17 protein-coding genes are annotated in these 19839 nt (G+C 72.6%); 9 read left to right on the top strand and 8 right to left on the bottom strand.

All coding sequences use genetic code 11. The features are described 5' to 3' along the window. The 5 genes from PKA89_RS03535 to PKA89_RS03555 form a co-directional block, all read right to left on the bottom strand. The gene (locus PKA89_RS03535) at nucleotides 1–1206 is read right to left on the bottom strand and encodes an ABC transporter ATP-binding protein (RefSeq protein WP_324416670.1); all 1206 of its coding nucleotides are present in this window, start codon (nucleotides 1204–1206) and stop codon (nucleotides 1–3) included. Further along, nucleotides 1203–2219 carry an ABC transporter ATP-binding protein gene (locus PKA89_RS03540; RefSeq protein ID WP_324416672.1) on the bottom strand — a complete coding sequence of 339 codons (1017 nt, stop codon included), beginning with the start codon at nucleotides 2217–2219 and terminating at the stop codon, nucleotides 1203–1205. The genes PKA89_RS03535 and PKA89_RS03540 overlap by 4 nt, the downstream gene beginning before the upstream one ends. A 7-nt stretch (nucleotides 2220–2226) precedes the next feature. After that, on the bottom strand, nucleotides 2227–3213 hold the full coding sequence (locus PKA89_RS03545; RefSeq protein ID WP_324416675.1) for an ABC transporter permease: 987 nt from the start codon (nucleotides 3211–3213) through the stop codon (nucleotides 2227–2229). Continuing rightward, entirely contained in the window at nucleotides 3210–4217 is a 1008-nt protein-coding gene (locus tag PKA89_RS03550) for an ABC transporter permease (protein WP_324416677.1), read from the bottom strand. Before PKA89_RS03550 ends, PKA89_RS03545 begins: the two co-directional genes overlap by 4 nt. A gap of 109 nt (nucleotides 4218–4326) precedes the next feature. Next, entirely contained in the window at nucleotides 4327–5994 is a 1668-nt protein-coding gene (locus PKA89_RS03555; RefSeq protein WP_324416679.1) for an ABC transporter substrate-binding protein, read from the bottom strand. 254 nt (nucleotides 5995–6248) lie between these two features. Here PKA89_RS03555 and typA point away from each other — a divergent pair, with 254 nt between their 5' ends. From typA to PKA89_RS03580, 5 genes are read left to right on the top strand one after another with little or no spacing between them, the layout of a single operon-like run. Further along, complete coding sequence (gene typA / locus PKA89_RS03560) at nucleotides 6249–8144, top strand: translational GTPase TypA (RefSeq protein ID WP_324416681.1); 1896 nt, start codon at nucleotides 6249–6251, stop codon at nucleotides 8142–8144. A 9-nt stretch (nucleotides 8145–8153) separates the two neighbouring features. Continuing rightward, on the top strand, nucleotides 8154–10007 hold the full coding sequence (locus tag PKA89_RS03565) for an ABC transporter substrate-binding protein (protein WP_324416683.1): 1854 nt from the start codon (nucleotides 8154–8156) through the stop codon (nucleotides 10005–10007). Continuing rightward, the gene (locus tag PKA89_RS03570) at nucleotides 10004–10867 is read left to right on the top strand and encodes a PIG-L family deacetylase (protein ID WP_324416685.1); all 864 of its coding nucleotides are present in this window, start codon (nucleotides 10004–10006) and stop codon (nucleotides 10865–10867) included. Before PKA89_RS03565 ends, PKA89_RS03570 begins: the two co-directional genes overlap by 4 nt. Then, nucleotides 10864–11355, top strand: coding sequence for a flavin reductase family protein (locus tag PKA89_RS03575; RefSeq protein WP_324416687.1), 492 nt, complete (start codon nucleotides 10864–10866; stop codon nucleotides 11353–11355). Before PKA89_RS03570 ends, PKA89_RS03575 begins: the two co-directional genes overlap by 4 nt. Continuing rightward, entirely contained in the window at nucleotides 11352–13097 is a 1746-nt protein-coding gene (locus PKA89_RS03580) for a VanW family protein (RefSeq protein WP_324416689.1), read from the top strand. The genes PKA89_RS03575 and PKA89_RS03580 overlap by 4 nt, the downstream gene beginning before the upstream one ends. Nucleotides 13098–13107: 10 nt before the next feature. Here the strand turns inward: PKA89_RS03580 and PKA89_RS03585 are convergent, their stop codons facing one another. After that, the gene (locus PKA89_RS03585) at nucleotides 13108–14127 is read right to left on the bottom strand and encodes a GNAT family N-acetyltransferase (RefSeq protein WP_324416691.1); all 1020 of its coding nucleotides are present in this window, start codon (nucleotides 14125–14127) and stop codon (nucleotides 13108–13110) included. A gap of 21 nt (nucleotides 14128–14148) precedes the next feature. Between PKA89_RS03585 and fdxA the strand changes: the two genes are divergently transcribed. The 3 genes from fdxA (at nucleotide 14149) to PKA89_RS03600 (ending at nucleotide 17013) form a co-directional block, all read left to right on the top strand. Beyond that, nucleotides 14149–14475, top strand: coding sequence for a ferredoxin (gene fdxA / locus PKA89_RS03590; RefSeq protein ID WP_324416693.1), 327 nt, complete (start codon nucleotides 14149–14151; stop codon nucleotides 14473–14475). 4 nt (nucleotides 14476–14479) lie between these two features. Continuing rightward, on the top strand, nucleotides 14480–15625 hold the full coding sequence (gene dapC / locus PKA89_RS03595) for a succinyldiaminopimelate transaminase (protein ID WP_324416695.1): 1146 nt from the start codon (nucleotides 14480–14482) through the stop codon (nucleotides 15623–15625). Between the two features lie 101 nt (nucleotides 15626–15726). Beyond that, entirely contained in the window at nucleotides 15727–17013 is a 1287-nt protein-coding gene (locus PKA89_RS03600; RefSeq protein ID WP_324416697.1) for a citrate synthase, read from the top strand. A 21-nt stretch (nucleotides 17014–17034) separates the two neighbouring features. Here the strand turns inward: PKA89_RS03600 and PKA89_RS03605 are convergent, their stop codons facing one another. Beyond that, entirely contained in the window at nucleotides 17035–17916 is an 882-nt protein-coding gene (locus tag PKA89_RS03605; RefSeq protein ID WP_324416699.1) for a hypothetical protein, read from the bottom strand. Nucleotides 17917–17967: 51 nt separating this feature from the next. Beyond that, nucleotides 17968–18891, bottom strand: coding sequence for a 2,3,4,5-tetrahydropyridine-2,6-dicarboxylate N-succinyltransferase (gene dapD / locus PKA89_RS03610; RefSeq protein WP_324416701.1), 924 nt, complete (start codon nucleotides 18889–18891; stop codon nucleotides 17968–17970). Between the two features lie 79 nt (nucleotides 18892–18970). On the opposite strand from dapD, the gene dapE reads away from it, so the two are divergent. Continuing rightward, nucleotides 18971–19839, top strand: an 869-nt coding sequence (dapE, locus tag PKA89_RS03615) for a succinyl-diaminopimelate desuccinylase (protein WP_324416703.1), incomplete at its 3' end; no start/stop codon positions are given.

Below are 19839 nucleotides of genomic sequence, written 5' to 3' on the forward strand. Positions count from 1 at the left end.
TCAGAACCCCCCGGCGCCGCCTTGGTTCTCGGTGTGCTTGGCCATCGCCTGGGCCTCGGCGAGGGAGGCCGGCCCGATGGCGTCGCCGTCGTCCGACCCGTGCCACTCCTGGGTCGTCGCGGTGGCGGTCACCTCGTGCCGCTCGATCTCGCCGCGGGCGATCTGCTCGGCGAAGTGGCAGGCCACGCGGTGGCTCGCCGGCACGCCGTCGACCTCGACGACCCGCAGCTGCGGGCGCTCGTCGTCGCAGCGGGTCTCCTGGCGCCACGGGCAGCGGGTGTGGAAGCGGCATCCGGTCGGCGGGTTGGACGGCGAGGGCAGGTCGCCGACGAGGAGGATCTGCTCGCGGGCGTCCTCGGCCCGCGGGTCGGGCAGCGGGACCGCGGACAGCAGCGCTCGCGTGTACGGGTGCAGCGGCGTCGCGTACAGGTCGTCCGCGGCGGCCTCCTCGACGAGGCCACCGAGGTACATGACCCCGATCCGGTCGCTGATGTGGCGCACCACCGCGAGGTCGTGGGCGATGACGAGGTAGGTGAGGTCGAACTCGTCCTGGAGCTCCTCGAGGAGGTTGATGACCTGCGCCTGCACCGAGACGTCGAGGGCGGAGACCGGCTCGTCGGCGACGATGAGCTTGGGCTCGACGGCCAGCGCCCGGGCGATGCCGATGCGCTGGCGCTGCCCGCCGGAGAACTCGTGTGGGTACTTCTTGAGCGCCGCGGCGGGCAGGCCGACGGCGGAGAGCAGCTCGCGCAGCCGCCGCCCGGTCGCCTGCTCGTCCTTGGCCAGGCCGTGCGCCTTCATCCCCTCGACGAGCAGGGACTCCACGGACTGGCGGGGGTCGAGGCTGCTCATCGGGTCCTGGAAGACCATCTGGAAGTCCTTGCGCCGGCGGCGCAGCTCCTCGCCCCGCAGCGAGGCCACGTCGGTGCCGTCGACGAGGACCGAGCCGTCGGTCGGCGGCTCGAGGTTGAGGATCGCCTTGCCGAGGGTCGACTTGCCGCACCCCGACTCGCCGACGAGCCCGTAGGTCTCGCCGCGGCGGATCTGCAGGTCGACGCCGTCGACCGCGTACACGTGGCCGATGACCTTGTCGAAGACGACGCCGCGCTTGATCGGGAAGTGCACCTCGACGCCACGGGCGTCGACGAGCAGGTCGCGCTCGTCGGAGGTCGCGTCCGGCGTCACGGGTTCGGTGGTCGTCGTCATCGGGTCACCTCGACGGGGTTGAAGCAGCGCAGGGCCCGGCCGTCGGACTCCTCGAGCGGCGGGGTCTGCTGGCGGCACACGTCGACGGGCTGGGAGCACCGGGGGGCGAAGGCGCAGGCGCTCGTCCACGGGAGGTTGTCCGAGACCGAGCCCGGGATGGGGGTGAGCGGCGCGCGCTCCGCGTCGAGGCGGGGGATCGAGGCGAGCAGCCCGGTCGTGTACGGGTGGCGCGGTGACTCGAAGAGCTCGTGGCGCCGGCCGCGCTCGACGATCCGGCCGCCGTAGAGGACGTTGACCTCGTCGCACAGCCCCGCGACGACGCCGAGGTCGTGGGTGATCATCACGAGCGCGGTCCCGGTGTCCTGGACCAGCTCCTTGAGCAGGGCGAGGATCTGGGCCTGGATGGTCACGTCGAGCGCCGTCGTCGGCTCGTCGGCGATGAGCAGCCGCGGTGCGCAGGCCAGGGCCATCGCGATGAGGGCCCGCTGCCGCATCCCGCCCGACATCTGGTGCGGGTAGTCCTTGAGCCGGCGGTCGGGGTCGGGGATGCCGACCCGCTGGAGCAGGTCGCGGGCGACCGGGGTGGCCGCCTTGCGGGACATCCCGCGGTGGCGCTCCAGGACCTCGGTGACCTGCAGCCCGACCGGGACGACCGGGTTGAGCGAGGAGAGGGGGTCCTGGAAGATCATCGCGATGTCGCGGCCGCGCCGGTCGCGCATCTCGGACGCGGGGAGCCTCAGCAGGTCGGTGCCCTCGAACATCGCCGAGCCCTCGACGGTGTTGCCGCGCTCGGGCAGCAGGCCCATGATCGCGAGCGAGGTGACCGACTTGCCGCACCCGGACTCGCCGACGAGGCCGACGGTCTGCCCGGGGCGCACGTCGAAGCTCACGCCGTCGACGGCGGTGAACGGCTCCTCGCCCTGCCGGGTGAAGGTCACCCGCAGGTCGCGCACGGACAGCAGCGGCTCCTCGCCGTGCGAGGACGGGCGGGGTGTGGTCGCGGTGGCGGTCATCGGCCGCTCACCTCCTGCTCTTGGGGTCGAGCGCCTCGCGCAGCGACTCGCCCATGAGGGTGAAGCCGAGGGCGACGACGATGATGCACACCGCCGGGTAGATCGCGAGGTGCGGGTAGTCGTAGATGTACTGCTGCGCGCGCCCGAGCATCTGGCCCCACTCCGGCTGGCGGTCGTCGGGGTTGCCGAGGCCGAGGAAGGACAGCGCGGCGGCGTCGATGATCGAGGTCGCGAGGACGAGGGTCGACTGGACGATGACCGGCCCGAGCGAGTTCGGGACCATGTGCCGGAAGACGATCGCCCGCTGGTTCACCCCGAGGGCGCGCGCCGCGAGGACGTGGTCGCTCGAACGCTGGGAGAGCATCGAGCCGCGCAGCAGCCGCGCGAAGATCGGCACCTGGACGGCGGCCACCGCGATGATGACGGTGAGCTGGCTGGGCCGCGCGGCGATCGCGGCGATGGAGAACGCGAGGAGCAGCGACGGGATCGAGAGGAGCACGTCGACCACCCGCATGACGAGCGCGTCGACCCAGCCGCCGAACGCCCCGGCGAGGATGCCGAGGACGAGCCCACCGGTCAGGCCGAACACGGTGGCGACGACGCCGACGATGAGCGTCTGCTGGCTGCCGACGAGCAGCCTCGAGAGCAGGTCGCGGCCGATGTCGTCGCCGCCGAGGGGGAAGCCCGGCTGCGGCCCCGGCACCGGGTTGGACTGAGTGCGCACCTGGCTGATGAGAGGGTTGTCGGCCGGGTCGTGGGGGGCGAGGAACGGGGAGATCAGTGCCAGCACGACGAAGACGAGGGTGATCCCCAGGCCGATGAGGAAGACCGGGTTGCGGCGCAGGCGCTGCCAGGCGCTGGCGATGAGCGAGACGCCGGGCTTCTCGTCGACGCTGCCCGCCTCGAGCAGGGCGGTGCCCGTCGCGCCCCCGGTCGAGGCGGCGAGGGAGTCGATGCGGTCCTTGCGCCGGTTCATCGGGTTGCTCGGGCTCATCGGGTCCTCACCCTCGGGTCGATGATCGCGTAGGAGATGTCGACGAGCAGGTTGATGACGACGTAGGTGCCGGCCGCGGCGAGGATGAGTACCTGGAGCACGGCGTAGTCGCGGCGCTCGAAGGCGACGGCGAGGGCGTTGCCGATGCCGCCCCAGTTGAACACCTTCTCGGTGAGGACGGCCCCGGCGAGGAGGCCGCCGGTCTGCAGGCCGATCGTCGTCACGACCGGCAGCAGGGCGTTGCGCAGGACGTGGCGCCCGCGCACGACCCGGGCGGTCAGGCCCTTGGACTCGGCGGTGCGCACGTAGTCCTCGCCGAGCACCTCCAGCACCGACGCCCGGGTGATCCGGTAGATCACGGCGAACGGGATGGTCGCCAGGGCGACCGACGGCAGCACGAGGTGCTTGAGGGCGCTCGCCGAGCAGTCGAACTCGCGGGTCAGCAGCCCGTCGAGGACGAAGAAGTTCGTCACCCGCGTGCAGCCGAGGTTGTCCTGGCGGCCCGAGACCGGGAAGACGTGGTGCTCGACGGCCAGCTGGTACTTGAGGATGAAGGCGAGGAAGAACACCGGCACCGCGACGCCGATGAGCGAGACGACGACCAGGGAGCTGTCGAGGGGGGAGTTCGCCCGCCGGGCGGAGACGTACCCGAGCGGGATCGCGACGACGACGGCGATGACGAGCGCGGCCACGCTCAGCTCGATCGTCGCGGGGAAGCGGCTGAGGAAGATCTGGAAGGCGTCCGACCCCGGCAGCACGCCGGTGGAGACCCCGAAGTCGCCGTGGGCGGCCCGGCCGAGGAACTTCAGGTACTGCACCCAGACCGGCTGGTCGAGGCCGAAGGCCTTGCTCAGGGCGGCCCGGGTCTCGGGGGTGGCGCGCTCGCCGAGGATCGCCGAGACCGTCCCGCCGGGGAGCGAGCGCAGCCAGAGGAAGACCAGGAGCGACAGGACGAACACCACCCCGACCATCTGGAGGAGACGTCTGATGATGAATCTCGCCAACGGGGGCTCCTGGTCTCGGGCTGGACGACGGTGGCCGCCTCGAACCTAGCGGTTCGAGGCGGCCACCGACCCTATACGGATGTGCGCGCGGGGTGTGGCCCGCGTGTGGTCACTTGCCGACGGTGACGGTGTCGAACGTCTCCGCCGTCAGCGGGCTGGCGACCAGGCCCTCCACCTTGCCGCTCGTGACGAGCGCCGGCGGGGAGTGGCTGATCGGCAGGCCGGGGAGGTACTCCTCGGCGATCCGCTTGTTGATGTCCTGGTACGCCGTGTCGCGAGCGGACTCGTCGACGATGGCGTCGGCCTTCTTGAGGTCGTCCGAGAGCGTCTTGCCCCACGGCATGACGCTCGTGTGGAAGTCGTTCTGCTTGAGGTTGCTGAAGAAGGTCCCGAGGAAGTTGTCCGCGGCGTTGTAGTCACCGGTCCAGCCGAGCAGCCACGCGTCGTAGTTGCCGTTGTTCACGTCGTCGAGGTAGCCGCCGTTCCACGGCTTGCTCACCGCCTGGACCTTGATGCCGACCGCCTCGAGGTCCTTGACGAACGCCGCGTGGATCTTCTGGGGGTCCGGCATGTACGGCCGCGACACCTCGGTCGGGAAGGCGAACTGGAGGGTCATGCCCTCGGCGCCGGCTTCCTTGAGGAGCTGCTTGGCCTTCTCCGGGTCGTACGGGTAGGGCTGCAGCTCCTTGTTGTAGCCGGAGACCGCCTCGGGCATGAACTGCGAGGCCACCGTCGCGCCCTCGGGCAGCTGGCTCTTGACCATCTGCTCGCGGTTGAGCGCGTACATGAGCGCCTGGCGGACCTTGAGGTCCTTGAGCTTCGGGTTGTGCTCGGGGTTCAGGCCCATGTAGAGCACGTTGAACGCGGGGCGGACCTCGACCTTGTTGCCGGCGTCCTTGAGGCCCTTCCAGTCGACCGGGTTGGGCAGGTCGTAGCCGTCGATCGAGCCGGCCTGCAGCTCCTGACGGCGGGTGCTCTCGTCGGGGATGATCTTGAAGACGATCGTCTTGGTCTTCGGCTTGTCGCCGTAGTAGGTGTCGTTGGCCACGAGGGTGACCGTCTTGTTGGCCTCGTCGTACTTCTGGAGCTTGTACGGGCCGATGCCCACCGGGTTCATCGCGTAGGCGGGGTAGGTGAAGCCGTCACCCTGGGCCTTGACGTTGTTCGCGTCGCCGTCCTTGAGCGCCTTGGGCGACTGCATCGAGAACGAGTCGAGCGAGAGGATGGTCGGGAAGCTCGAGGTGGTGCGGGTGATGTTGATGACCGCGGTGCTGTCGTCCTTGGCCTCGCACGACTTGTAGAGCGAGTTGGACGGGTCGTCCTTGAACGAGCCGAAGAAGTAGGTCCAGTACTCGGCGGCCTGCTGGCCGGCGCCCTTCTGGTCGAACATCCGCTCCATGTTGTAGCAGACGGCCTCGGCGTTGAACGGCTCCCCGTCGCTGAACTTCACGCCCTGACGGAGCTTGAAGGTCCAGCTGAGTCCGTCCTGGGACGGCTCCCAGCTCTCGGCGAGCTCGGGCTGGATGTCGGCGGTGCCGGGCTTGACGCCGAGCAGGCCGGAGTGGATCTGCCGGGTGACCCGGAAGGTCTCGCCGTCCGTGGCGTACAGCGGGTCGAACAGCTTGGGAGCGCCGGCGGCGCCGAAGGTGAAGGTGTCCTTCACGTCGCTGCTGCCGCCGCCCGTGCCCCCGGAGTCGCGCTCCGACTGGGCGCACGCCGTCATGCTCAGGGCGGCCACCGTCAGGAGGACGAGGGGCGCCGTGCGCTGGAGTGTCATCAGTGTGAACCTCGCTTGGATGTGCGATCACTCGGCCGCCCGGGTCGGGCGGACGAGGTCCCGCGCAGGGACCGGTCATCCGGCCCGTCCGCGGTTGCACGGGACCCTAGCCAGCAAATCCGCTCGGGGGAACGCTCCGCCACCAGTGGTTACCCAAGTGAGACCGAACCCCGGCCGCAGACCTTCCGGCACCGCGGGCCTGCGCCGATACACCCGATTCGGTGACGCGCGCAATCCCTGAGAGACTGGTGGGCATGTCTGTCTCCCGCCGCGACGACCTCCGTAACGTCGCCATCGTCGCGCACGTCGACCACGGAAAGACCACCCTCGTCGACAAGATGCTCTGGCAGTCCGGAGCCTTCGGCGAGCACGACCACATCGCCGAGCGGGCGATGGACAGCGGTGACCTCGAGCGCGAGAAGGGCATCACGATCCTCGCGAAGAACACCGCCGTGCGCTACGCCGGCAAGGCGGCGGTCGACGCCGGCATCACCGGCGGGATGACGATCAACATCATCGACACCCCCGGCCACGCCGACTTCGGCGGCGAGGTCGAGCGTGGCCTGTCGATGGTCGACGGCGTCGTCCTCCTCGTCGACGCGAGCGAGGGCCCGCTCCCGCAGACCCGCTTCGTCCTCCGCAAGGCGCTCGCGGCGCAGATGCCCGTCGTCCTGTGCATCAACAAGGTCGACCGCCCCGACGCCCGGATCGCCGAGGTCGTCGACGAGGTCTACGAGCTCTTCATGGACCTGCTCGTCGACGCCGAGCACCACCAGGACCAGCTCGACTTCCCGGTCGTCTACGCCTCGGCCAAGGCGGGCATCGCCTCGCTGACCCGCCCGGCCGACGGCGGCCTGCCCGACGGCGACGACCTCGAGCCGCTGTTCCGGACGATCATCGAGACCATCCCGGCGCCGTCCTACGACTCCGACGCGCCCCTCCAGGCCCACGTGACCAACCTCGACGCCTCGAACTTCCTCGGCCGGCTCGCCCTGCTGCGCGTGCACAACGGCACGATCCGCAAGGGCCAGCAGGTCGCGTGGTGCCGCCGCGACGGCTCGATCACGCCGGTGAAGATCACCGAGCTGCTCATGACCGAGGCCCTCGAGCGCCGTCCGGCCGACTCGGCGGGGCCCGGCGACATCATCGCCGTCGCCGGCATCCCCGAGATCACCATCGGCGAGACGCTGGCCGACCTCGACGACCCCCGCCCGCTGCCGCTCATCACCGTCGACGAGCCGGCCATCTCGATGACCATCGGCATCAACACCAGCCCGATGGCCGGCCGGGTCAAGGGCGCCAAGGTCACCGCCCGCCTCGTCAAGGACCGCCTCGACCGCGAGCTGGTCGGCAACGTCTCGATGCGGGTCCTGCCCACCGAGCGCCCCGACGCCTGGGAGGTCCAGGGTCGCGGCGAGCTGGCGCTGGCCATCCTCGTCGAGCAGATGCGGCGCGAGGGCTACGAGCTGACCGTCGGCAAGCCGGTCGTCGTGACCCGCGAGGTCGACGGCAAGGTCCACGAGCCGATGGAGCGCGTCACCATCGACACCCCCGAGGAGTACCTCGGCGCCATCACCCAGCTGCTCGCGGCCCGCAAGGGCCGGATGGAGCAGATGACCAACCACGGCACCGGCTGGGTCCGGATGGAGTACCTCGTGCCGTCGCGCGGGCTCATCGGCTTCCGCACCCAGTTCCTCACCGACACCCGCGGCACCGGCATCGCGAACCACGTCTTCGAGGGCTACGAGCCCTGGCAGGGCGAGATCTCGACCCGGATCAGCGGCTCGCTCGTCGCCGACCGCTCCGGGCCCGCCACCGCCTACGCGATGGCCAACCTCCAGGAGCGCGGCACCCTCTTCATCGCGCCCACGACCGAGGTCTACGAGGGGATGATCGTCGGCGAGAACTCCCGGGTCGACGACATGGACGTCAACATCACCAAGGAGAAGAAGCTCACCAACGTGCGCTCCGCCGGCGCCGACGTGCTCGAGCGGCTCGCCCCCCCGCGGGCCCTCTCCCTCGAGCAGTCCCTCGAGTTCTGCCGCGAGGACGAGTGCGTCGAGGTGACCCCGGAGGCGGTGCGCATCCGCAAGGTGGAGCTCGACCAGACCCTGCGCGCCCGCGCCGCGGCCCGCGCCAGGAGGAGCTGACCGCGAGGCATGACGAGCAGGAGAGAGCGCAGGGCCGAGCAGGCCACCCAGACCCGAGCCGGGCGTCGCCGGGCGACCCGCCGGCGACGGCCGGGGCGGCTCGTCCTCGCGGTCGCGCTCACCGTCGTCGTGGCGGTCGTCGTCGGGGGCGTGGTCCTCGCTAGGCAGCGCACCACGCAGGCCACCCCGGACACCCTGCCCACGTCGGCCGTCGGCGACCGCGTCGACACCCGCGGGGGCGTCGTCAACGCCCTGTCGCTCGGTCCCGTCCCCTCCTGGGACCCCCAGCGGATCGGGTCGCGCGCCGACATGGCCTTCGCCGGGCGGGTCTTCGCGCGCACCCTCACGGCCTACGCGCCGAGCACCGACCCCAAGGCCCAGAGCCGCCTCGTCGGCGACCTCGCGACCGACACCGGCACCCCGAACCAGGACCTCACCTCGTGGACCTTCACCCTCCGCGACGGCGTCACCTGGCAGGACGGCAGCCCGGTGACCTGCGAGGACGTGGCCTACGGCATCTCGCGCACCTTCGCGACCAAGGACATCACGGGGGGCCCCAGCGACGCCCTCGCGGTGCTCGCCGTGCCGCGAGGCGCCGACGGCACGAGCACCTACGGCGGCCCGTGGGCCACCGGCGCCGCGGCCAGGACGGCCCAGGCGGCCTACGACAAGGCGGTCTCCTGCGACGGGCAGAAGATCACCTTCACGCTGAGCACCCCGGTCGGCGACTTCGCCGAGATGCTCACCCAGCCGGCGTTCGGGCCGGTCAAGAAGTCGGTCGACCGCGGCAAGGACGGAACCTACGACGTCTTCAGTGCCGGGCCCTACATGCTCCGCGGGGCGTGGGAGCCCGGGCGCGGCGGCACCTTCGTGCGCAACCCGCACTGGTCCGCGGCGAGCGACCCGGTGCGCAAGGCCTACCCCGACGAGATCCGCTACCAGGAGGGCCTCGACACCGAGGCCGTCGCGCAGCAGGTGATGGCCGACAACGCCGCCGGCCGGGTCTCGGTCGCGCTCGGGTCGGCGCCGCCGGCCATCCAGCAGCACATCACCGCGGTCCAGAGCCTCGACGAGCGCTCGGTCAACCCGCTCACCGGGGTCGTCGACTACCTCGTGCCGAACGTCCGCAGCGCCGTGTTCAAGGACGAGAAGGTGCGCCTGGCGCTCGCCGCCGCGACCAACCGCGACGCCTACGTCACGGCGATCGGTGGGGACACCGCTGCCGAGCCGTCGCTGTCGCTGCTGCCGCAGGCGCTCCCCGCGGCGCACGACGACGACCCGGTGGGGGTCGGGTTCCGCGGGGACGTCGCGAAGGCCAAGGCGCTGCTCGCCGAGGCGGGGGTGGCCACCCCGGTCAAGTTCACCGTCGCCTACCGCTCGGACACCACCTCCGACAAGGCGATGGCGGCGCTCGTCGCCGGCTGGCGCCAGGCCGGGTTCGAGCCGACGACGAAGCCGGTCACCGACGACTACTTCGCGACGATCTCCACCCCGGCCGCGGCCAAGGACGTCGACGTCTTCTGGTCGAACTGGGCGCCGGGCTGGGCCTCGGGCTCGACGGTGCTGCCACCGCTGTTCGACAGCACCATCAACCTCACCGCCGCCGGCCCGGGCCGCGACTACGGCTACTTCAGCGACAAGCAGCTCGACGAGCAGATGGCCAAGACCTCCTCGGTCGCCGACCGCCGCGCGCGCGAGCGCGGGTGGGCCGACGTCGACCGACGGCTGCTCCAGCAGGGGGCGTACATCGGCCTCGCCGAGCGCCGGGCGCTCTACGTCGCCGGGACCGACGTGCGCAACCTCTCCGCGAACGCCGTCCTCGGGGGTGTGGTCGAGTTCGCCGACATCGCGGTCGTCCCGTGAGGTCCCTCCTCGACGGCGTGGCCGTCGGCGACCGCCCGGCCCGGCTGCTCCTCGTCCACGCGCACCCCGACGACGAGCTGCTGACGACCGGCGTGGCCATCGCCCACCACGTCGCGCGCGGTGACGAGGTCCACGTCCTCACCTGCACGCTCGGCGAGGAGGGCGAGGTCATCCCACCCGAGCTGGCTCACCTCGAGGGCGACGGTCCCGCCCTCGCCGCCCACCGCCGACGGGAGCTCGCCGCGGCGGCCGCCGTCGTCGGCAGCACCCAGCACCTGCTGACCGACGCCTCCGGCGAGGGCTTCCGCGACTCGGGGATGGCCGGCTCGCCGGCGTCGCGGCACCCGCGGGCCTGGTCGGGGGTGCCGCTCGAGGTCGCCGCGGCGGCGGTCGAGCGGGTGGTCCGGTCCGTGCGGCCCGACGTCGTCGTCAGCTACGACGCCGGCGGCGGCTACGGCCACCCGGACCACGTGCGCACGCACGAGGCCACGCGGGCCGCGGTCGCCTCCCTCGGCGGGTCCCTCCCGCTCTACGGCACCCTCACCCCGCTCGGCTGGGCGGAGGAGGACCGGGCCTGGCTCACCGCCCACGTCCCCACCGACGCCGGCTGGGTCGTCCCGGACCCGGTGAGCGACTACGCGGCCAACGTCGTCCCGGACGAGGTCGTGACGCACGCCGTCGTCGACCCCTCGGTCGTCGGGCTCCAGCAGCGCGCCCTGCGCGAGCACGCGACCCAGGTCGTCGTCGGCGACGGCTGGTACGCCCTGTCCAACCACCACGTCTTCCGGCTCGCGGGCCGGGAGGGGTACGCCCGGCTCGAGCCGGGTACCGGTCGTCCCGTCCCGGGAGGAGCAGCGTGAGCGAGGTCGACGCGGCGGTCTTCCGCCAGGCGATGGGCCGACTGGCCGCGGGCGTCAGCGTGCTGACGACCTTCCACGAGGGGCACGACCACGCGATGACCGCGGACACCGTCACCTCGGTCTCCCTCGACCCGCTCCTCGTCCTGGTCTGCGTCGAGACCGAGAGCCGCTTCCACGACGCCGTGCTCGGCGCGGGTGTCTGGGGGGTCAGCGTGCTCGCCGCCGACCAGCGCCCGCTCTCGGACTGGTTCGCCACCCGGGGCCGGCCGCTGCACGGCCAGCTCGACCGCGCCGCCTTCCACCGCGGCCCGGCCACAGGAGTCGCGCTGCTGGACGGGACGTTGATGCGCCTGGAGTGTCGGACGAGCGCGACCCACCCCGCGGGGGACCATGTGATCGTGGTCGGCGAGGTCCTCGGGATCGAGGTCCCCGACTCCGTGGGCCACGCGCTCGTCCACTACCGCGGCAGCTACGGGAGCCTCGCATGACCCAGGACCTGCTCGACCACTCCGGGTGGGAGGAGCCGTCCTGGGAGGAGCCCGCCCCGGGCCCGCGCCGCTGGCCCCTCCACCTGCTCGGCCTGCTCGTCCTCCTCGGGGCGCTCTACGTGGGGGCCGCAGCCTGGGCCGCCGACCGCGTGCCGCGCGGCACGACGGTCGCCGGCGTCGACGTCGGCGGGCAGAGCGCCGCCCGGGCCCGCGCCATCCTGACCAGGGCGCTCGGCGACCCCGCGGCCCTCCCGCTCACCCTCACCTCGCCGGTGGGGAAGTCTGTCCTCGACCCGGTGCGGGCCGGCCTCTCGGTCGACGTGCCGGCGAGCGTGGCCGGGCTCACCGGGTTCTCCCTCGCCCCGGCGCGGGTGTGGCAGCACGTGACCGGGGGGTCGGACCGGCCGGCCGTCGTCCGGGTCGACGACGCCGCGTTCGCCGCCTCGGTCGAGGCCGCGCGGCCGCGCATCGACGGGCCGCCCAAGGAGGGCAGCGTCTCGATCGCGGGCGGCAAGGCGGTCCTCACACCGCCCACTGAGGGGATGACGACGGACCTCGCCGCCACGACCGCTGCCGTGCGCCGGTGGTGGCCGGCGCAGGACAGCGTCCGGGTGGCCGGGGCGACCAAGGCCCCGAAGACCTCGGCCCGCGAGCTGCAGCGCGTGCACGACGAGTTCGCCACGGTTGCCGTCTCGGGCCCGATCACGGTCGAGGCCGGGGGCCGGTCCGTCCGCATCGCGCCGCGGGTCTTCGCCCCCGCGGTCGTCCTCACCGCCGCCGACGACGGCACCGTGACCCCGCGTGCCGACCCCGCGAAGCTGCGGGCCCTCGTCCACGCCGTGGCGACGAAGGCGGGGATGGAGGTCCCGGCGAAGGACGCGGTCGTCACCTTCACCGGGGGCGACTGGCGCAAGCCGCACGTCACGCCCTCGGTCGCGGGCAGGGCCGTCGACGACGCGGCCATCGACACCGCCGTCTGGAAGGCCATCGCCGGCACCGAGCGCACCGCCACCGTGCCGCTGACCCCCGTCGAGGCGGAGTTCTCGACGGCGGTCGCGCAGAGGACGCTGCCCAAGGAGCGCATCTCGAGCTTCACGACCTACTACCAGGCGGGGCAGCCGCGGGTGCACAACATCCAGACCGCGGCCCGGGTCATCAACGGCACGTACGTCAAGCCCGGTGAGCAGTTCAGCCTCAACGGCGTGCTCGGCGACCAGACCCCCGAGAAGGGCTACGTCAAGGCCGGTGTCCTCGTGGGCAACCGGCTCTCGGAGAGCTACGGCGGCGGCATCTCGCAGGTGTCGACGACGATCTTCAACGCGTCGTTCTTCGCCGGTGTCCAGCTCGACGCCTGGCAGGCCCACTCGATCTACATCTCGCGCTACCCCGAGGGCCGCGAGGCCACGATCGCCTGGCCGAACCTCCACAACAAGTGGACCAACACGACCGACGGCGGCATCCTCGTGCAGGTCACCGCCACCGACACCTCCATCACGGTGTCGTACTGGGGGACCAAGAAGTACGACGTCACCGCGACCAAGAGTGCGCGCTATGCCGTCGTCCAGCCGAAGAAGGTCGTCGACGACAGCCCGGACTGCATGCCGCAGAACCCGGTTCCCGGGTTCAAGGTCGACATCGGGCGCATCTTCAAGCAGAACGGCAAGGTCGTGCGCACCGCGTCGTTCACGACCACCTACCAGCCCGAGGACGCGGTGACCTGCACGGCCGCGAAGACCGGCTGAGCGCCCGCGCTCAGTCCCGGCGCAGCGTCGTGTAGTCGTGGTGCGCGACGAAGCCGGCCCGGCGGTAGAGGCCCTGCGCCGCGGGGTTGTCGGTGTCCGTCTGGAGGTGCAGTGACCGGATGCCCCGGGCCGCGGCGTCGTCGGCGAGCCGGCGCAGGAGCGCGGCCCCGATGCCGCGCCGCCGGGCCCGGGGGGCGACCCACATCGCCGCGACCCCACCCCACGTGGCGGCCACGCCCAGCCGGCCGATGCCGACAACCCCCTCAGCGTCGCGGGCGGTGGCGAACACCTGGGCCGGCGACCCGGTGAGGACGGCGCGGGCCGGCTCCTCCGGGGCCTCGCGGTAGCTGCGGTACGCGGCGAACCAGTCGTCGTCCAGGTCCGGTGAGAGCGAGACCGCGGCGCCGTCGGCGACCTCCGGGGTCGCGGAGCGCACGGTGTCGACGGCCGCGGTGAAGGCGGTCGTCGGCACTCGCGGCCGGTAACCCCGGGCGAGCAGCAGGACGCCGAGCGGGTCGCCGTCGAGCCGTGCGCCGACCGGTCCGGCGAGGGTGAGCATCGGGGGCAGGCCCCGGGCGCCGTACCACTCCTCGACCGCCCCGACCGCGGCGTCGAGGGGGGTGCCGGGGTCGCCCGCGGTCATCACCGAGTTGGCGCGGTGGGTGAAGCCCGAGGCCGCCCGCAGCAGCCAGTCGCCGAGGTGCTCGCTCTCGACCGCCGGCCACGCCCCGACCATGACCCGTTCGAGGTCCTCGACCGAGAGCGCGAGGTGCGGCGCACCCCGCCGGGACGGCGACGGGGGGATCTCCTTGACCGCGGTGACGGTGGCGCGGGGGACGGCGACCTCGCCGCGCCGGGTGCGGACGAGGAGGTGGTCGGCGTCGACGTGCACGAGGTCGCCGACGACGTCGGTGAGGGTGGCGCCGGTGAGGGGGTCGGGGACCGGCAGGCGGTGCCGCACGACGAGGCGCGTCCCGACCGGCGGGACGTCGGTCCCGGGCGGCGGCGGGCCGCCGGTCGGGGTCTCCATGGCGTGAATAGTATGGGCGCCATGACGTACGTGATCGCGCAGCCCTGTGTGGACCTGAAGGACAAGGCCTGCATCGAGGAGTGCCCCGTCGACTGCATCTACGAGGGCGAGCGCAGCCTCTACATCCACCCCGACGAGTGCGTCGACTGCGGTGCGTGCGAGCCGGTCTGCCCGGTCGAGGCGATCTACTACGAGGACGACGTGCCCGAGCAGTGGGCCGAGTACTACAAGGCCAACGTCGAGTTCTTCGACGACCTCGGCAGCCCGGGCGGCGCCGCCAAGCTCGGCGTCATCCCCAAGGACCACCCGATCATCGCCGACCTGCCGCCGCAGGAGCACGACGAGTGACGGGGTGCTGACCCTCCCCGACTTCCCCTGGGACTCGCTCGCTCCGGCCAAGGAGCGGGCGAGCGCCTTTTCCGATCCGTCGCTCGGTCCGGCCGGGTCCGGGCTCGTCGACCTCTCGGTCGGCACGCCGGTCGACCCGACGCCCGAGGTCGTGCGCCGGGCGCTCGCCGAGGCCGCCGACGCCCCGGGCTACCCGCAGACGTACGGCACCCCGGACCTGCGCGAGGCGGTCGCGGCGTGGTTCGCCACCCGGCGCGGGGTCCCCGCCCTCGACCCGGCCGGCGTGCTGCCGACCATCGGCTCCAAGGAGCTCGTGGCCTGGCTGCCCACCCTGCTCGGGCTCGGCGAGGGCGACGTCGTCGGGTTCCCGCGGGTGGCCTACCCGACCTACGACGTCGGCGCCCGGCTCGCCCGGGCCGTGCCCAGGGCCGTCGACTCGCTCACCGCGCTCGGGCCCCTCACGGCGGCGACCACGCCGAAGCTGTTGTGGCTGAACACCCCCGGCAACCCCACCGGGCAGGTCCTCGGCGTCGAGCACCTCGCGAAGGTGGTGTCGTGGGCGCGCGAGCACGGGGTCGTCGTGGCCTCCGACGAGTGTTACGCCGAGCTCGACTGGCGCCCGCGCGAGCCGGGCTCCGCCGTGCCGGCGGCGACGCCGTCGGTGCTCGACCCGCGGGTGTGCGGCGGATCGCCCGAGGGGCTGCTCGCCGTCTACTCCCTGTCCAAGCAGTCCAACCTCGCGGGGTACCGTGCGGCGTTCGTCGCGGGCGACCCCGCCCTCGTCGGGCAGCTCCTCGAGGTGCGCAAGCACGCCGGGATGATCGTGCCGTGGCCGGTGCAGCGCGCAATGCTCGCCGCCCTCGGCGACACCGCCCACGTCGAGGAGCAGAAGGCCCGGTACGCCGCCCGGCGCGCCGCGCTGCGGCCCGCGGTCGAGGCGTTCGGGCTGCGGGTCGAGCACTCGGAGGCCGGTCTGTACCTGTGGGCCACGGCGGGGGAGCCGGCCCGGCGCACCGTCGACCGGCTCGCCGACCGCGGCATCCTCGTCGCCCCGGGCGACTTCTACGGCCCGGCCGGGCGCGCGCACGTGCGCATCGCGCTCACCGCCACCGACGAGCGCGTCGCGGCGGCCGTCCGGCGCCTCGCCTGACCGGAGCGTCGAAAGTCACGCCGGCCGCGTTTCACCGCCCGGTGACCGACGGGTAGGGTCGAAAGGACGTCCGACGCCCCCACCGACCGCAAGGACCTGCCATGACCGACGGAGCAACCCTCCACGCCGCGGGCAAGCAGCTCGACCTCTCCCTCGTGCCCGCGACCGAGGGCAACAGCGGGTACGACATCTCGGCCCTGCTCAAGGAGACCGGCAACGTCACCCTCGACGCCGGGTTCACGAACACCGCCAGCTGCGCCAGCGCCATCACCTACATCGACGGCGACGCGGGCATCCTGCGCTACCGCGGGTACCCGATCGAGCAGCTCGCCCAGCAGTCCACCTTCCTCGAGACCTCGTACCTGCTCATCTACGGGAACCTGCCGTCGGCCACCGAGCTCGCCGACTTCGAGAGCCGGGTCCGGGAGCACACCATGCTCCACGAGGACCTCAAGGGCTTCTTCCAGGGCTTCCCCCGCGACGCGCACCCGATGCCCGTCCTCTCCTCGGCCGTCTCGGCCCTCTCGACCTTCTACCAGGACAGCCTCGACCCGTTCGACGAGCAGCAGGTCGAGATCTCGACCATCCGCCTGCTCGCCAAGCTGCCGACCATCGCGGCGTACGCCTACAAGAAGTCGATCGGCCAGCCGCTGCTGTACCCGGACAACAGCCTGAGCCTCGTCGAGAACTTCCTGCGGATGACCTTCGGCGTCCCGGCCACCGAGTACGAGGTCGACCCCGACATCGTCAAGGCCGTCGAGCTCCTCCTCATCCTCCACGCCGACCACGAGCAGAACTGCTCGACCTCCACCGTGCGGCTCGTCGGCTCCTCGCACGCCAACCTCTTCGCGTCGGTCTCGGCCGGCATCAACGCCCTCTTCGGCCCGCTGCACGGCGGCGCCAACCAGGCCGTCCTCGAGATGCTCGAGCGCATCCAGTCCGCCGAGTACTCCACCGACGAGTTCATGGCCAAGGTCAAGAACAAGGAGGACGGCGTCCGGCTCATGGGCTTCGGGCACCGGGTCTACAAGAACTACGACCCGCGCGCGGCGATCATCAAGGACACCGCGCACACCATCCTCGAGAAGACCGGTGGCGGCGACGAGCTGCTCGAGATCGCGATGAGGCTCGAGGAGATCGCGCTCGCCGACGACTACTTCGTCGAGCGCAAGCTCTACCCGAACGTCGACTTCTACACCGGCCTCATCTACAAGTCGATGGGCTTCCCGACCCGGATGTTCACGGTGCTCTTCGCGCTCGGCCGGCTGCCCGGCTGGATCGCCCAGTGGCGCGAGATGATCGCCGACCCGGCGCTGAAGATCGGCCGTCCGCGGCAGGTCTACATCGGCGAGGGCGAGCGCGACTACGTGCCCGTCACCGACCGCTGACGCCCCGCCGCCCCCGCGTCGTCAGAGACGGATGACGACCTCGCGGGGGCCGGCGGAGCCGCCGGAGACCCAGCCGAGCGCCGAGTCCTCCATCGAGCGGCTCCACTGCCGGCCGGCCACCGAGACCCGGACGGCACCGGTGTCGGTGGCCCGCGCGACCGCCCACGCGGCGACCGCCCAGGCCTGCTGCTCCGAGCCCGCCCGGTAGGTGAGCTGTCGGCCCGAGACGCTCCCCTCGACGCCGAAGTCCTTGGTGAGCAGCGCGGCCAGGGCCTGCGGGTCGCCCGGGGTCTTGGGGTCGTGGAGGGCGCAGCCGAGGGCGCGGGGGGTCTGCCCGGAGAGCGCGGAGGCGGTGGCCCGGGCCTGCGCCTCGTGCTGGGCGTAGGCCGAGCCCGCCGCCGAGCGTTGCACGGCCTGCGCGGCGGCGGCGATGTCCATCGAGGCGTAGCCGCGGACCTTCTCGAGCGCGTCGTAGAACGTGTTCGTCGAGTACTCCGGGTCGAGGATCTGCTCCGCGGTGCCCCACCCCTGCGACGGGCGCTGCTGGAAGAGCCCGAGCGAGTCGCGGTCGCCGAAGCGCACGTTGCGCACCTTCGACTCCTGCATCGCGGTCGCGATGGCGATGGAGGCGGCGCGCGGCGGCATCCCGCGCTTGACGGCGACCGCGGTGATCGCCGCCGCGTTGCTCGCCTGGTCCGGCGCCCACTCCCACGTCTGCCCGCCCACGGTGACCCGACAGGTCTCCCCGGAGACGGCGTGGACCAGCCGCTGCACCCCGTTCCAGCCGGCCACCCCGACGACGACGAGGACGGCGAGCGCGAGGAGGGCGGCGAGCCGGCGACGGCCGGGCGAGCGCGACTGCTCCTCGGCGAGCGTCAGGGCGCCCCTGCGGGTACGCGGCATCGGGGTGGTCCTCCGGGGTGGGGGTGGGAGCCGGCCGGGGGCCGGGTGCGGTCAGTCGTTGGCGTGGAGGGCGGCGTTGAGCACGATGCCGTGGCCGTCGCGAGGACGGGCCTCGACCGCCCCGGTGACGGAGTTGCGCAGGAAGAGCAGGTTGCCCTGGCCCGAGAGCTCGCGGGCCTTGGCCACCGTGCCGTCCGGCAGGGTCACCTTCGTCCCGGCGGTGAGGTAGAGCCCGGCCTCGACGACGCAGTCGTCGCCGAGGGCGATCCCGAGCCCCGCCTCGGCTCCGAGCAGACAACGCTCCCCGATGCTCACCCGTTCCGTGCCGCCGCCGGAGAGCGTGCCCATCGTCGAGGCGCCGCCGCCGATGTCCGAGCCGTCGCCGACGACGACGCCCTGGCTGATCCGGCCCTCGACCATCGAGGTGCCGAGCGTGCCGGCGTTGTAGTTGACGAAGCCCTCGTGCATGACCGTCGTGCCGGTCGCGAGGTGGGCGCCGAGGCGCACCCGGTCGGCGTCCCCGATCCGGACCCCGGTGGGCAGGACGTAGTCGACCATCCGCGGGAACTTGTCGACCGAGAGCACCTGCACCGGCCCGCGGGCCCGCATCCGGGCGCGGGTCAGCTCGAAGCCCTCGACGGCGCACGGGCCCTGGGTGGTCCACACGACGTTGGGGAGCACGCCGAACAGGCCGTCGAGGGAGATCGTGTTCGGGGCGCACAGCCGGTGCGAGAGCAGGTGGAGGCGCAGGTAGGCGTCCTCGGTGCCCGCCGGGGCGGCGTCGAGGTCGACCGAGACCGTGGCGAGCTCGCGGGTCACCCGGCGCGCGTCGTCGGGGCCGACGAGGGCGGCCAGCTCCTCGGGGGCGGACGAGCCGTCGGGCTCGCCGAGCGCCGGGGCGGGGTACCAGGCGTCGAGGACGGTGCCGTCGAGAGTGCGGGTCAGCAGGCCGTGACCCCAGGCGGTGCGCGTCATGGGCCCAAGGGTACGTGCCGCGCCCGCGCACCCCGGACGCCCTCGGGTGGGCCCGGCGGGGCTCACTAGGGTGGACGGCATGGCTGCGAGCACCCCCGTCCTCGACCTGTCCGCCGACGTCACGACCCTCACCGCGGCGGTCTGCGACGTCCCGTCGGTCAGCCTCGACGAGGCGGCGCTCGCCGATGCCGTCGAGGCCGCGGTGCGCGCCACCGGCCGGCTCGAGGTCACCCGCATCGGCCACACCGTGGTCGCCCGCACCGCGCTCGGCCGGGCCGAGCGGGTCGTGCTCGCCGGTCACCTCGACACCGTGCCGTTGACGAGCGACCCGGCGAACCTGCCGACCCGGCGCGTCGACGGGCCCGGGGGAGCGGTGCTCTGGGGCCGGGGCACGGTGGACATGAAGGGCGGGGTCGCCGTGATGCTCCGCGTCCTCCACGAGCTCGCGGAGCCGTCGCGCGACGTCACGTACGTGTTCTACGAGGGCGAGGAGGTCGACAGCGAGTACAACGGCCTGCTCCACGTCCAGGAGCAGGCGCCGCACCTCATCGACGACGCCGACTTCGCCGTCCTCCTCGAGCCCACCGACGCGCAGGTCGAGGGCGGCTGCAAGGGGACCCTGCGCGCGGAGGTGACGACGAAGGGCATCGCGGCACACTCGGCACGGCCGTGGAAGGGGCACAACGCCATCCACGACGCCGCTGAGGTGCTGGCCCGGCTCGTCGCCTACCGTCCCGCGACGGTGGAGGTCGACGGCCTCGAGTTCGCCGAGGCGCTCAACGCCGTGCGGGTCGAGGGGGGCATCGCAGGCAACGTCATCCCGGACCGCTGCACCGTCACGGTCAACTACCGGTACGCGCCGTCGCTCACCGCCGACGCCGCCGAGGCGCACGTGCGCGGGCCTTCGTCGAGGCGCTCGGCCTGCCCGTCGTCGCCAAGCAGGGCTGG

The organism is Phycicoccus sp., from assembly GCF_035325325.1.
GTDB lineage: Bacteria > Actinomycetota > Actinomycetes > Actinomycetales > Dermatophilaceae > Phycicoccus.

What these genes read in the sequence shown, in the direction of transcription:
- PKA89_RS03535 (WP_324416670.1), bottom strand. Translation starts at nt 1,206, where the DNA reads ATGACGACGACCACCGAACCCGTGACGCCGGACGCGACCTCCGACGAG.
- PKA89_RS03540 (WP_324416672.1), bottom strand. Translation starts at nt 2,219, where the DNA reads ATGACCGCCACCGCGACCACACCCCGCCCGTCCTCGCACGGCGAGGAG.
- PKA89_RS03545 (WP_324416675.1), bottom strand. Translation starts at nt 3,213, where the DNA reads ATGAGCCCGAGCAACCCGATGAACCGGCGCAAGGACCGCATCGACTCC.
- PKA89_RS03555 (WP_324416679.1), bottom strand. Translation starts at nt 5,994, where the DNA reads ATGACACTCCAGCGCACGGCGCCCCTCGTCCTCCTGACGGTGGCCGCC.
- typA (WP_324416681.1), top strand. Translation starts at nt 6,249, where the DNA reads ATGTCTGTCTCCCGCCGCGACGACCTCCGTAACGTCGCCATCGTCGCG.
- PKA89_RS03565 (WP_324416683.1), top strand. Translation starts at nt 8,154, where the DNA reads ATGACGAGCAGGAGAGAGCGCAGGGCCGAGCAGGCCACCCAGACCCGA.
- PKA89_RS03580 (WP_324416689.1), top strand. Translation starts at nt 11,352, where the DNA reads ATGACCCAGGACCTGCTCGACCACTCCGGGTGGGAGGAGCCGTCCTGG.
- PKA89_RS03585 (WP_324416691.1), bottom strand. Translation starts at nt 14,127, where the DNA reads ATGGAGACCCCGACCGGCGGCCCGCCGCCGCCCGGGACCGACGTCCCG.
- fdxA (WP_324416693.1), top strand. Translation starts at nt 14,149, where the DNA reads ATGACGTACGTGATCGCGCAGCCCTGTGTGGACCTGAAGGACAAGGCC.
- PKA89_RS03600 (WP_324416697.1), top strand. Translation starts at nt 15,727, where the DNA reads ATGACCGACGGAGCAACCCTCCACGCCGCGGGCAAGCAGCTCGACCTC.
- PKA89_RS03605 (WP_324416699.1), bottom strand. Translation starts at nt 17,916, where the DNA reads ATGCCGCGTACCCGCAGGGGCGCCCTGACGCTCGCCGAGGAGCAGTCG.
- dapD (WP_324416701.1), bottom strand. Translation starts at nt 18,891, where the DNA reads ATGACGCGCACCGCCTGGGGTCACGGCCTGCTGACCCGCACTCTCGAC.